At 37.1% G+C, this 14,067-nt stretch carries 11 protein-coding genes; all 11 read right to left on the bottom strand.

The window, feature by feature from the left end; genetic code table 11:
- Positions 1-47: 47 nt before the first annotated feature.
- The 11 genes from pgmB to ACGLYD_RS06975 all read right to left on the bottom strand — a co-directional run bounded on the left by pgmB (position 48) and on the right by ACGLYD_RS06975 (position 14,052).
- On the bottom strand, positions 48-722 hold the full coding sequence (gene pgmB / locus ACGLYD_RS07025; protein ID WP_399632116.1) for a beta-phosphoglucomutase: 675 nt from the start codon (positions 720-722) through the stop codon (positions 48-50).
- 51 nt (positions 723-773) lie between these two features.
- The gene (locus ACGLYD_RS07020) at positions 774-1,793 is read right to left on the bottom strand and encodes a LacI family DNA-binding transcriptional regulator (protein ID WP_340764606.1); all 1,020 of its coding nucleotides are present in this window, start codon (positions 1,791-1,793) and stop codon (positions 774-776) included.
- Between the two features lie 128 nt (positions 1,794-1,921).
- A complete protein-coding gene (locus tag ACGLYD_RS07015) occupies positions 1,922-2,758 on the bottom strand; it encodes a carbohydrate ABC transporter permease (RefSeq protein WP_338652511.1) in 837 nt (278 codons plus the stop codon).
- Complete coding sequence (locus ACGLYD_RS07010; RefSeq protein ID WP_338652512.1) at positions 2,758-3,633, bottom strand: sugar ABC transporter permease; 876 nt, start codon at positions 3,631-3,633, stop codon at positions 2,758-2,760. Before ACGLYD_RS07010 ends, ACGLYD_RS07015 begins: the two co-directional genes overlap by 1 nt.
- A gap of 109 nt (positions 3,634-3,742) precedes the next feature.
- Positions 3,743-5,008, bottom strand: coding sequence for an extracellular solute-binding protein (locus ACGLYD_RS07005; protein WP_342538118.1), 1,266 nt, complete (start codon positions 5,006-5,008; stop codon positions 3,743-3,745).
- 150 nt (positions 5,009-5,158) lie between these two features.
- A complete protein-coding gene (locus tag ACGLYD_RS07000; protein ID WP_399632111.1) occupies positions 5,159-7,531 on the bottom strand; it encodes a glycoside hydrolase family 65 protein in 2,373 nt (790 codons plus the stop codon).
- A gap of 383 nt (positions 7,532-7,914) precedes the next feature.
- Positions 7,915-9,654, bottom strand: coding sequence for a phospho-sugar mutase (locus ACGLYD_RS06995; RefSeq protein ID WP_399633138.1), 1,740 nt, complete (start codon positions 9,652-9,654; stop codon positions 7,915-7,917).
- 12 nt (positions 9,655-9,666) lie between these two features.
- Positions 9,667-10,860, bottom strand: coding sequence for an N-acetylglucosamine-6-phosphate deacetylase (nagA, locus tag ACGLYD_RS06990; RefSeq protein ID WP_187047617.1), 1,194 nt, complete (start codon positions 10,858-10,860; stop codon positions 9,667-9,669).
- A 75-nt stretch (positions 10,861-10,935) separates the two neighbouring features.
- On the bottom strand, positions 10,936-11,874 hold the full coding sequence (locus ACGLYD_RS06985) for a hexose kinase (protein ID WP_342538114.1): 939 nt from the start codon (positions 11,872-11,874) through the stop codon (positions 10,936-10,938).
- 87 nt (positions 11,875-11,961) lie between these two features.
- Positions 11,962-12,819, bottom strand: a complete 858-nt coding sequence (gene gatY / locus ACGLYD_RS06980) for a tagatose-bisphosphate aldolase subunit GatY (RefSeq protein ID WP_187047615.1) — start codon at positions 12,817-12,819, stop codon at positions 11,962-11,964.
- A 57-nt stretch (positions 12,820-12,876) separates the two neighbouring features.
- A complete protein-coding gene (locus ACGLYD_RS06975; protein WP_354312920.1) occupies positions 12,877-14,052 on the bottom strand; it encodes an SIS domain-containing protein in 1,176 nt (391 codons plus the stop codon).
- Positions 14,053-14,067: the final 15 nt, after the last annotated feature.

The following is a 14,067-nucleotide window of genomic DNA, read 5'->3' as shown; positions in this document are numbered from 1 at the left end:
TAATATTTGTATGAAGATTTAAATTTCTTTATTCAAATTTGATTAAATTATATTTTCTCATTATATCGCTTTACAATTTCTTCAAAAATCAATTCAGACGTATTTCCTACTAGATAGTCTGCATGGGATAAATGTTCTAATGCACCAACGCCAACAGAAAACATATTTGCTTTATTAATTGCCTCTACACCTACGGCTGCATCTTCTAGACCGATACATTCAGAGTAGGGAATATTCAAGAAGTCCGCTGCTGATGTAAACGTTTCAGGATTAGGTTTTCCTTTCGTTACTTTTGTAGCATCTACAACGTAATCAAAATAATTTGTCAATAAAAGTTTCTCTAATACCTTAAGTGCATTTTTACTAGCTGAGCCAAGCGCAATTTTAATATGCTGAGCTTTGATTTTCTTCAATAGACTTTCAATGCCAGGCAATATATAATCTGGATTTATCAAGTCTATAAACTCCAAATAATGGTCATTCTTTTGATTTGCCAGTCTTAATCGCTCCTCATAAGACAAGCTTCGCGAGGAGGGGGTCAATTCCAAAATACGCTCTAAAGATTCCATACGACTTATTCCTTTAAGTTGTTCATTAAACTGTCTATCCATCGATACACCAAGTTCCTGTGCAAGCTTTTGCCACGCCAAAAAGTGGAACTCTGCTGTATCTGTGATAACGCCATCAAGATCGAATATAAAAGCTTTTGGGTAGTGTGTCATGTCTTACTCCCCTTTCTTTTTAAGTAATTATATCGGGATTTGGCAGCTTCTTTACTTACGTAACGCCTTGACACTTTCCCGTTCGAGTAACTGATAGTCGACATAAATATGCTTCTTATCTAGTTTGTTTTCCATCAAACTTTGTAGCAACTGCGCTGAAAGCCTTCCGATTTCAATGAAATCCTGTCGAATTGTAGTAAGTTTCGGTTGGGTATAGCCACTAAGTACTAAATCATCAAACCCAGTAATAGAAATATCCTCAGGAATTCTTAATCCTGCTTCTTTTACTGCCCTCATTACACCAAATGCCATCAAATCACTAAAGCAAAGAAACGCTGTTGGTTGTTTAGTTTGCAGATACTTTTCCGCCAAAATATACGCTTGCTGCTCGGAAAATTGAGCATAAAGCACGTCTTCATCACACATCTCCAAGTCATTTTCTTTAAAAGCTTCCTGAACTCCTTTAATCCTCTCTGCATTTACATCGGTTTCTTTTGTCCCCGCCACGATAACAATGTCTCGATGATTGCGTTCTATTAAGTAACCAGCAATCTCTCTACTAGCTTTGGCGTTGTCAATAGAGACACTGCCAATCAATCCATTGTTCATATCTGTCATAATGTCGACAATCACACAGGGGATATTGGTATCGATTAGTTCTTTATAATATGGATCATCAGTGCGTATTCCCTGTAAAATCGCACCACCAATATTTCGCTCCCGACAATATTGAGCATAACTTTTTTGTTTCTGCTTCAATGAATCTATTAGAAAAATCGACAATTCATTTTGACTTTCTTCAACAGCGGTATACACTCCTTTGAATATATCGAATGCGTTGTTATCTTTTTCATTATTGTTAAGAACGCCAGATGAAATCAATCCAATAGTCATTTGCTTTTTTGATGATAAATTTTTGGCTACAACATTAGGTGTATAATTCAATTCTTTTGCGATAGCGAAAATTCTTTGTCGTGTTTTTTCACTAATATCAACATAATTATTGAAAGCTTTTGATACGACACCAATGGATACACCTGCTTTTTTTGCAACATCTTTTATTGTAGTCATTTTAGAATCACTTCCTTAATTAGTTAATATTAATAACGGGCAATCGCATTATCTATAGAGTCGAACCCGATAATGCTCCCATAAAACCCGAAAACACTTGCATTCTCTTTCCCACTGCAAGAACGAATTTATTTCACTGCTCCTTCCCCAATACCTTTAATAATATGTTTTTGTGCAAGTACATAGAAAATTACAACTGGAATGATTGTCAACATCAATCCCGCCATTGCTAAATTCCACTTAATCGTAAATTCGCCAAAGAAATAAAAAGTTGATAGTGGTATTGTTCGAAGCCCCTTGTCAGTAAGTGTTAGGGACGGTAATAGATAATCATTCCAAATATTAATAACGTTTAGGATCATCACAGTAACAGTAATCGGTTTCAACATCGGGAAAATGATTTTCCAAAAGACCCCAAACTTTGAAGCTCCATCAATCGTAGCTGCTTCTTCCAAAGTGATTGGAATAGACTTAATAAAACCATGATATAGAAAGACAGAAATACTTGAACTAAATCCAACATGCATAAAAATTAAACCTTCACGAGTATTGAACATTGGAATGTGTAACGTATTCGTAATAGTACTCATGAGTTGCATTAAAGGCATCATCAATGTTTGGAAAGGTATAAGCATCGTTGCTATAAAAGTCATGAAAATAATTTTGCTCAACTTATTGTCCGTTCTAGCTAACATCCATGCAGTCATCGAAGATAAAACAACAATAATCACAACTGAGAAAATAGTAATATATAATGAGTTTCCCAGCGCAGTCAAAAAATTCATCTTTTCCATAGCTTCTAGATAATACTGAAAACTGAATTTCCCAGGCAATGCAAGTGCATTTTCATAAAGTTCACGGCGATCTTTAAATGAGTTTACAATGATTATGTAAATGGGAGATAAGAAGAAAAGTGCTGCCAATAAGAGTAATACTTCTTTTGTAATTCCTCGTATTTTTTCCATCACATCTCTACCTCCCGCTTCTTCGTAATATAGACTTGAGTCAGTGTAATAGCAGCAACAACAAAGAAAAATACAATTGCTTTCGCTTGACCAAATCCATAATTACCATAACCAAAAATTTCATTATAAATATTCATCGCAAACATTTCCGTCGAATTAGCTGGGCCACCACCTGTTAAGGACAAGTTTACATCATAAATTTTAAATGCTGATGAAAGAGTTAAAAATAAACTGATTGTAAAAGCTGGCATTAATAAAGGAAAAGTGATTTTTCTAAGTCTTTGCCACCCATTTGCACCATCAATTTTAGATGCTTCGACTACGTCATTGGGAATACCTTGAATTCCCGCGATATAAATGATCATGATGTATCCCGCCATTTGCCATGTGAAAACGAGAACTAGGGCATATAATGCATAATCAATATCGATTAGCCAATTAAAAAATACATTGTCTAGTCCAGTCACTTTACCTATCAATGTAAATACATCCAAAAAGATAAATTGCCAAATGTATCCTAGTATTAGTCCACCGATCAAATAGGGCATAAATACCATTGTACGTGCCATATTTGCAATTCTGAGTTTGGATGTCACCAGTAAAGCAAAAGCTAGTCCTACCACATTTACTGAAATAACTGCTAAAAATGTAAACAATGTCGTTTTCCATGTAGATGCAAGAAAACGTGTGTCACCAAATAACTTGATGAAATTATCAAATCCTACAAATACTTTTGGGTTTGCTGCAATCCCATCCCATTCGAAAAAGGAGTAGTAAATTCCTATTAAAAAAGGAATAATCACTACCGTAACAAAAATTAGCAATAGCGGAGCAGTAAATAATATGTACCACCCTTTATTATTTTTTCCTGGCATGTAACCACCACTTTCTAGTAGTTTGTCTATCTTTCAACTAGTTAATAAAGGAAGATAGATTATAAAAATCTATCTTCCTATTCATGATAACTATGATGTTATAGTGATATTATTTCACTGCGTTTTTCCATGCTCCATCCATTTTTTGAATGAATTCATCACCTGTCATATCTTTTGACAAGAAGAATTCTTCTGCAGCTGGCGCAAAATCATTCGGAATAATATTAGCTGGGAAATAATTTAGTGCCCAAGGTATTGTTTGACCACTATTTGAAGCTTTTAATACATCTTGAGATAGTGGATCTAAATTGCCTGCATCGATATTTGTCAAAGCAGGAACAAATCCGAATTCCTCAACAATGTATTGATGACCCGTTTCAGTTGTAAACATCCAGTTCAAAAAGTCATTTGCTGCTTTAACTTCAGCCTCATCTTTTTCCCCATTAATCGTCCAGTTGTTACCGACTCCAACAGCCAATTTATCATTGCCCATTAATGGGAACGGTAACATGCCTACTTCAAAATCCACATCGAAATCAGACAGCATCCCCCACGCCCAGTTACCTTGATGAATCATTGCAGATTTACCAGCAGCAAAGTCACCTACTTCTTTGTCATACGTTACATCCAATGGACTTACCGTATTCGTTTTAATAGCATCCATAAATTTCCCAAACTCTTGGAATTCTTTCGTGCCTGCCATCGTAACTCCACCATCTGTCAATTTATCGATGAACTCGTAATGATCGTTTTGCAATGCGAAAGGATAGTTTGCAATATGGCCAATTAAGAAATAAGCTTCTTTAGAAAGACCAAAACCATTAATATCTTCAGCTTTAAACTTTTCTAATGTACTTACAAAAGATTCATAGTCGGCAACGTCTTCAGGTTTAACTAAATCTTTGTTGTAAACCATACCAAATCCTTCGACGCCATATGGAACACCAACGATCTTATTATCAATTTCTAATTCCATTCCAGGAGCAATGTGTTTTACATATCCTTCAGAAGTCATATCGTAAGCATACGATTTTAGTTTTTCAGCTTCTGTCACATTTTGAAGACTAAAAATAGACGGACCTTGATTACTGTTCAGACGAATTTGTAGTTGTTGGAAGTAATCATCACCTGTTGTCCCCCAGACTTCCACTTCGACGCCTGTTTCTTTCGTATATTCTTTTGTCAGTGCTTCCAACTGATCTGATATTTCAACCTTACTTTGGAAAATCGTGATTTTTTGAGCTGCTGATTTTTCAGGCTCTTTAGTACTTTCTTCCGATTTTTCACCATCTTCTTTTCCACTACTACATGCAGTTAAAAGAAGTAATAAAGCTATTAGCAATAGACTACTAATCTTTCTTTTTTGATGCTTCATTTAATTTCCCCCTCTTATCATTTGAATTTTTATAGTGAATAAAATGAATAATCATTTTATAACTACCAACATTTAATACACCCTTTACTAGTTATCCTGCATTAGTTAGCTTTATATGCAGAGGATGCAGGTCCTCCATCGAGTGATATTTCACTCTGTTAAACCAAATGGTATTTCTATAAAATCATCACACTCATGAATTTCACCAAAAACCTCAAATATTATGCTCTCCTTGTTTTCTACCTTCACTGACAAGGTAGATTTTGTTATTGAAATAGTAACCTGCTGAGCCTGCCAATGAATCGTAAACTTCATATGATGCCAATGTTTTGGTATTCTTGGGTTTATTCTCAGTCTTCCATCGACAAGCCTGATTCCAGCAAAACCAAAGATTGCTGATTTCCAAATACCACCAATAGAAGCGGCATGAACACCATCATCTGATGTATTCATCAGTGGTCCTAAGTCGATTTCACTAGATTTTTTAAATAAAGAATAGGCTAAATCAATGTCACCAATATCATTTGCTACGATTGCGTGTGTCGCCAAACTTAGCGATGAATCATGTAATGTCTTCGGTTCATAATAATTAAAATTTGCTCGTTTAACAGCTTCTGAAATGCGTTCATCATCATTTAAAAAAGTTTGTTCTAACAAGTAAAACAAGATTAATGTGTCCGCCTGTTTCGTAACCTGCAATTTATTTATTTGTTCCGAATTATAATCTCGATAGATACCTCTAACTTTCTCCTGATTTTTATATTTCGCGAGATCAATTTCTTTTAACAGTAAATACGTATCATCTTGCGGTATTACTAGATCTTCTTCGCGCGGTTCTGGTAAATAGATTTTTCCTGCTTTATCCTGCCAATGTTGATATGCTTTATCCAAATTCAACTTTTTGGTTAGTTCTTTTAAACACATCGGGTTTTCCATTGTTAACTTTTCATAATAGCGGATTGCTAGTTTCATATTGAAATACGCCATATAATTCGTAAAGGCATTGTTATCTACATGTTCTTTGTACTCATCCGGACCAATTACATCATTGATATGATATTTTTGTTTTTTCTCGTTCCACTCAAGCCGACTTGCCCAAAACGTTGCTGTATCAAAAATAATCTCATAACCATAGTGGTCCATGAATCCCTGATCAGCTGTAACATTATAGTATTGATAAACAGCAAAGGCGATATCTGCAGTAATGTGCTGTTCGATAAATCCTGACCAAATTTTCGTCTGATTTCCAGTAACGATATCAATATCTCCCCAAACTGGCGTTACTTCTCCATCTGTCGGCCAGGCTACTTCCCACGGATACATCGCACCAAGGTAACCATTTTCTCTAGCTTTTTTCCTTGCTCCTACTAAACCATGGTAACGATAGGTTAATAGCGATTTTGCAACTTTGGGATTAGAATAGATGAAAAATGGAAGAATGAATAATTCTGTATCCCAAAACGAATGTCCTTTATAACCTTCTCCACTTAACGCTTTTGCTGCGATTCCCATTCTGTCATCGTGTGCTGGTGTCATAATGGTTAAATGGTAAAGCGAAAAACGCAATGCAAGTTGATCAAAGTCATCATCGCTATTAATCTCGAAATTATATGCTTCCCATATCTTGTTCTGCCACGTCTCCAAATGTGACTGAAAAAGTGTATCATATCCTTTTCCGGAGCTGTCTTGTAAATCTTGTAATGAATGGTCGCGAAGTTGTTGTATATTGTATTCAGCTTTTTCGAATTCCTTATCTCGGCTAGTGAACACTGTTGTTATTTTTTCTATTTCCAGTTTATCAGTAGGCTGAAGACTGAAATCATAAGTCAACCATACTTTTCGACGATCCATATTCATCTCAGGAACTTTGATTCTTTCCTCATCATTAACCGTAATTTTATGAGTTGTGTTAATTACAACATCAATTTTAGATTCATTAGTTGTTTGGACTAACTGAATGAATTGCTTATCAAAAATTCTTCGTTCACCTTCAAGAAAATGTTGTGATCCAGAATTGCTCATTTGTGCATTAATACCGGAATCAAGGGAAATTCGAACTGGATCTGTAAGACTTTCAACCATCATTTTCATCCCAATTAAATGTAAGTTATCCAGTGAAACAAACCGTCTAAAATGGAATCGTAATTCTTTTCCTCTTGGTGAAGTCCAGTCAAAATACCTTGTCAGCTCAGCCGTTTTTAGATTTAATTGTCGCTGGTAATTCTTCGTTTCTCCAAATTCAAGGCTAAAACGTTCACCATCTATCCGTATATCAAACCTTGTAACATCCGCTAAATTTGGTAACTCCGTAACTTCATTTTCCTCAGCTCTATTAAATGTTCCACTTATAAGCAAATTTCTTTTGTCTTTTATGTATGGCTCTTCAGTAGTAGATCTCAATCCCATATATCCATTTCCAAGATACATAATTGATTCACTTTTCCCTAATGTATCAGGAGAAAACTCAACTTCGGAAACAACCCAATTCTTGAGTTCTCCTTTACCTTGCGAATAATTCATCATACAATGAAAGTCCTCCCTTCAGTGAATACGCTTTCATTAATTCACGAAAACGTTTTAGTTTTAAACTAAAAAAATATACGCTTTGATTGAGATGCTCAATGTGACCATTTGCGAAATCGTTTTAGATTTTGTTTAAAAACTAATATATGAGCTTACAACGAATTATAGAACCGATATTCTAAATTGTCAATCAATTTATTTTGATTTCTATGATCCTTTAGTCTACTAGTAATCTGTTCGAAAGGAATATCTATCGATTCATTGACTTCAAAAAAGTTGCTATCCCCTATGACAAGGAAATCTTGCCCATAAGTTCTAACAACTTTATATCTACTAATTCAAAGTTTCCTTTTCAACATTCCCAGTTTCTACTTGCCTCCTCATTACGAGTCAGAAGTTAACCCCTCTACTACCGTCATAACTGCCTCTTTTAATTTCAATAAAAGCGCGTCACTTTCAACTTTTGTCGCGCCCTTCACTCCAAAATAGAACTTAATTTTCGGTTCTGTTCCAGATGGACGGATGGCGAACCATGCACCATTAGACAATATAAATTTAAGAGCATTCGCGATAGGTAAATTGAGTGGCCGCCGATCCCCCGTTTCAACGTTAACAAAATGTCCAGATGAATAATCTTCAATGATTGAAAGGGGTTTGGTAAACTCTTTTACAAATGATGTCGACCGGAAATAATTCACGATTTCATCAATTTTCGCCATTCCAGTCTTCCCTCTTAGCGTTATTGATTCCAAACTTTCTTGATAAAAGCCGTGCTCTTCATACAGTTCGTGTAGTCCATCCAATAATGTTTGGCCTTTTGCTTTATAACGAGCGGCCACTTCAGCAATTAAAACCGATGCTTGGACAGCGTCTTTATCCCGTACGAAATCGCCAATCAGGTAGCCATAGCTCTCCTCATAACCAAATAAGAAAGTTGACTCTGCAGTTTCTTCAAATTCTAAGATTTTTTCACTTATAAATTTAAACCCTGTAAGGACGTCCATCGTTTTAACACCATACTTGTCTGCAATCGCCCTACCAAGTTCTGATGTGACGATTGTTTTTAAAACAACACCATTTTTCGGCATTGTATCGCGGTCCGACTTATCTTCCAACAATGCATTTAATAGTAATGCACCAATCTGATTACCTGTTAAAAAAACATATTCTCCTTCTAAATCCCGTACTGCAACTCCCATTCGGTCTGCATCTGGATCAGTAGCTATGAGTAGATCCGCTTTCACTTTATAGCCATATGTAAGTGCCATTTCGAAGGCTTGTGATTCCTCCGGATTTGGGTACTTAACGGTTGTAAAATTCGGATCTGGAATTGCCTGTTCACTAACTATGGTTACGTCCGAGAAGCCTGCTACCTCTAGTCCTCTACTAACTAATTTGCCCCCTGCTCCGTGAAGTGGAGAATATACAATCGATAGACCTTTATCCGGCTCTCCGCCTAAAAGTATTCCATTCAAATGCAATACATACCGGTCGCTCATTTCATGATTCAAATAAGTAAGCAATCCCTCTTTTAAGAGAATAGCCTCTTCCGCGACCTCAACCGAAAATAGATCATTAATACTCTCCGTATGAGCAGTAATCGCATTTGCGGCTTCTAAAGTTACTTGTCCACCATCTTCTCCGTATACCTTCAGTCCATTGTATTCTGATGGATTATGGCTTGCTGTAATGACAATGCCCGAAAACGTATTCAACTCCCGCACTGCAAAGGATAACAATGGAGTAGATTGAAGTTCATCAAACAAATAACAACGAATGCCATTAAACCCAAGGACTTTCGCCACTTCAAGACCAAATTCCGCAGATTGATGCCTCGGATCATAAGCAATTACGACGCCCCTATTTTCTGCAACCTCCCCGCAGCTTTTTATATATAAAGCAAGCCCAAGTGACGCTTTCCTAACAGTGTAGATATTCATCCGATTCGTACCAAACCCCAGTTCTCCGCGCAAGCCGGCCGTGCCGAATGAGAGATTTTTATAAAAACAATCTTCCAGTAATTCTTTATTGTTTTTTTCAACCAGAAGTTGTTGCTTTAGTGCAACTTCTAAATCACCATAATTAAACCATTTTGCTGCTCCATCTTGCCACGCCACATGAATAACCTCCCAAAGTCATTTGAATGCACCACTACGTTCATATGCTACAGAACCCCTACAAATTGTCAACTCGACTGAACCTTCTTGCCCTAGAACAACAACATCAGCATCTTTACCAGTCATTAATGATCCTTTTCGTCCTGATAGCCCTAAACGATTCGCTTGGTTTATTGAGGTGATTTGCAGTTGTTCATGGATAGACAACTCTAGCCACTTGGCGAGGTTCAATCTAGCGCTATTCATCGTCACTATGCTTCCAGCCAAAGAACCAGTCGACGTTAATAAACATTTGTCGTCGCGCACAGTCACTTCCTGGCCGCCCAAATCATACTCCCCATCTGGCATCCCTTTCGCACGCATCCCGTCAGTTATGACTAGTACTTTTTCAAGCCCTTTCATTTTCACAATGAGTTTCATTAAATCTGGATGAAAATGAATGCCATCTGGAATAATTTCAACATGGATATCGTCCTGTAAAAGAACTGCTCCAACAACTCCAGGATCACGATGGTGCATTCCTTTCATGCCATTAAACAAATGCGTTGCATGGCTAACACCGTGTGATATGGCATGAACTGATTCATCATAGGATGCATTTGTATGACCCATCGATGGAATCACATTGGTTTTGTTAAGTTCAGTTAGAAGTTCAAAATCGTTGTCCAACTCCGGCGCATATGTGATGATTTTAATAGAACATCCAGATAATTCCTGCCATTCTTTAAATAAATTAGCATCCGGCGTAATAATAGCATTTTCTGGTTGGGCCCCTTTTTGTGTTTTATTAATAAAAGGGCCTTCTAAATGAATACCTAGCATTTCCGCGGTTCCCGGATCATTGCTTTCTACTCGATATCTCCCAAGACTTTTTAGCGTTTCACTAGTATAAGAGACTGGATTCGTTATGGTTGTTGCCAGGAATGAGGTTGTCCCCTCTTTTGCTAGAGCAAGCGCTATTCCTTCAAAAGCTTCCTGTTTACCATCCATAAAGTCGAATCCTGCCGCTCCATGAACATGAATATCAATCATACCTGGAATCACATATTGTTTCCCTTTACAATCGATTACTCGATCTGCCGTAGCCAAAGAGGGGCAATCTCCCATCACACCAATAGACTCGATTTTTTCTTCTTTAATATGTATAAACCCTTCGTGCAATACACTATCTTCCAAAACTAGTGTAGCGTTAATTAAATATAAGTTTCCCAAGAATAACTTCCTTCCATACGTTCAGTCTAGTATTGCAATATAAATCGACACTCATTCAATTATGCACAATCACACTTATCCTCTTTCGATTCTATCGACCAACATCTGCTCAACAGCCCACTCTACTTTTTCTGCATTAATGTGACCCGTTTTTTCTTCCAGCGCATTTAGAACACCAATTGATAGTCCATATTTGATTAAGGCTGCATCTTCTAAACCACGGGCTATTCCCGCAGCAAACCCCGCAATTACGGAATCACCAGAACCTACAGGATTAATCGCCTTAATCTTAGGGGCCTTTGCTCTGTAAAGGGTCTTGTTATTTTTCACAATTGCGCCATCCGCGCCTAGCGTGACAACAACCCAAGGGATATCTGTAAATAGCGTTGATTCTAGCGCTTCCATAATTTGTGTTTCATCAAGAGACGTTTGACCAAGTAAATCTGCAAGTTCTTCCTCATTCGGTTTAATTAAATAAGGCTTATGTTCACTTGCTACTAGTGCTGTTAATATAGCCCCATTTGAATCTAGTAAAACCTGGGTATCATATTGGTTGCAAATCTTCACTAATTCAACATAAAAATCCGTCGGCAAGCCTTTTGGCAGACTTCCAGATAGTGTTACAATCTCAACCTGTTCTGCATATTCAGTAAATTTATCTAAAAAAAGTGCCGCTTCACCTACTGATATTACTGGGCCAGTTTCTAATATCTCCGTCTGTTTTCCTTCATGGATTACAGCTATGCAATTGCGCGTTTCACCATCTATCGGAACAAAAAAATCTTGAATTCCAATTACCGCAAGTTGCGTACGAATGAAATCTCCTAAGCTACCACCTAAAAAGCCCGATGCAGCGACATCTTCGCCTAGTTGTTGCAATACCCGTGCTACATTCAACCCTTTTCCGCCCGCAGTTTTAGATACATCTTCGACCCTGTTTACCGTATCAAGCAATAAGTTATCAAGCTTATAACTAATATCTACTGCTGGATTTAATGTAATCGTTAATATCATCGTATACCACTCCATCCTCAATAATACATTACAAAGTTTACCCCTGTATACTCAAATGGAGTGAGAATATTCTCTCACTCCACATCGTCATGCTTTTCCATCACTCATGCACATGATTATTTTCTCTTTAACTGCGTTCCTCATAGCGTCTTTAGCTGGTTTCATATACTTTCTTGTATCTGTTTCATTTGGATTTTCTATTAAATACGTGCGCAATGCTTCAGAGAACGGGATCTTTAGCTCCGTCGAAATATTTACTTTTGCACAACCAAGTGAAATACATGTTCGAACATCCTCTTGTGAAATTCCCGAAGCACCATGAAGCACAATTGGAATTTCTACTAAGTTTTTTATCTTTTCTAGACGATCAAAGTCAAGATTCGGTTTAGTCTCATAAAGACCGTGACCTGTGCCAATCGCAACAGCGAGTGAGTCAATACCTGTTCTCTCAATAAATTCTTGTACAGTATCTGGATCTGTATACGCTGCATCTGCTGCTTCAACAATAATATCATCTTCTTGCCCAACTAATTTCCCTAGTTCAGCTTCGACAGTCGCACCATATTTGTGAGCTTCATCTACTACTTTTTTAGAGAGAGCAATATTTTCTTCAAAAGTACCATGTGATCCATCCACCATGACCGCTTTTACACCTAACTCAAGCGATTCTACAATCGATTCAACTGTTTCATGATGATCTAAGTGCAATGCAATTGGTATATCATTGCTCTTTGCTGCTACTTCAGCAATTGCTTGAATATATTCACGACCACCATAAGCCATCGTTCCAGGAGTCGCCGCTAGGATGACGGGCGATCTTAATTCAACTGCTGCCTCAATGACCACTTGGATTGTTTCTAGATTATGAATATTAAAAGCAGGAACAGCATACCCTTCTTTTCTAGCTTTAATGAGCATTTCTTTCGTGTTTTGTACGTATCCCATCACTTTTCCCCCTAGTTATTCCATTAATGAATTGAATCGATTTGATAACTGGATAACTTATTTTTTATAGTCGTAAATAGTAACACCTTTAACGACACGGCTAATCGCTCCATCCGGACTCGGATTGTCTGGTGTGATTCCTAATTGAATTGATTTTTTCAATGCTAGAGCTTGGGCGAAAATGATATACAATAATGCAAGATGGAAGTCGCTTGAAAGTGATTCTGTGCCAGTATTTACTGAAATAACCCAGTCAGCTAGTTTTTCAACTTCTTCATCCTTCGTTTCAGTAAGTGCTACAATTTTCATGCCAGATTTTGCTGCCGCTAATTCCTGTAAAATATCCAGATCGTATTTTCTTGTATAGGGATCTTGTGACATGAATAAAACGACTGCTGATTTGTCATTCAAAATTGATTTCGGACCATGACGAAATCCGAGTGATGATTCGTGGATTGCAACAACTTGTCCACCGGAGAGTTCAAGCATTTTTAAAGCTGCTTCATGTGACAGTTGAGCAAGTAAACCTGAACCTAAATATGCAATTCGTTCAAAATCAAATCCCAATACTTCATCAACAGTGTTCCCTAGTCTTTCAATTAACTGTTCCGCACTAGTAATAACTTGTGTTGCTACGTCTTTCGTAAAGACATCCTCAGTAAACAACACATAAGCAGCAATGGTCATACTCGTGAAACTACTTGTCATTGCTAATGATTGATCATTTGCTTTTTCAGGCATTAACAGCGTAATACTTTTGTCATCGCCTTGAATATTTTTCGCTAATTGTCCATCCTTATTACATGTAATAACAACTTGATAAAAGTCAGTAACAATCTCTTGCCCTAATGTAACAGTCGCAACACTTTCCGGGCTATTACCGGACCGTGCAAATGACACCAAGATTGTTGGTATCTCTTTAAATAAGTATTCTGTTGGATTGGAGACAATATCAGTTGTTGGGATTGATTCAAATTGGACGTTTTGTTGATTTTGTCGTGCTAATTCTGGAACTAAAGTGTCGCCAACAAATGCAGATGTACCGGCACCAGTTAAAATAACTCGAACAGTATCATGTTTTTTGTAAATGGATGTAAGAAATCCTTTAAATGTTTCTTGCTGCTCTAATAAATCTGTAACCAGTTCCTTCCATACAACTGGCTGTTGATGTATTTCCCTTGACGTATGTACCGCATTGCTTTTCTTAATTTGGTCTGAAGTTAGATTAAACATTTTTAACATCCTCCA

It is taken from the genome of Sporosarcina sp. SG10008, assembly GCF_044569405.1.
Lineage (GTDB): Bacteria > Bacillota > Bacilli > Bacillales_A > Planococcaceae > Sporosarcina > Sporosarcina psychrophila.
The sequence above is the reverse complement of the archived record's forward strand: the minus strand, read 5'-3'. Positions and strand labels throughout refer to the sequence as shown.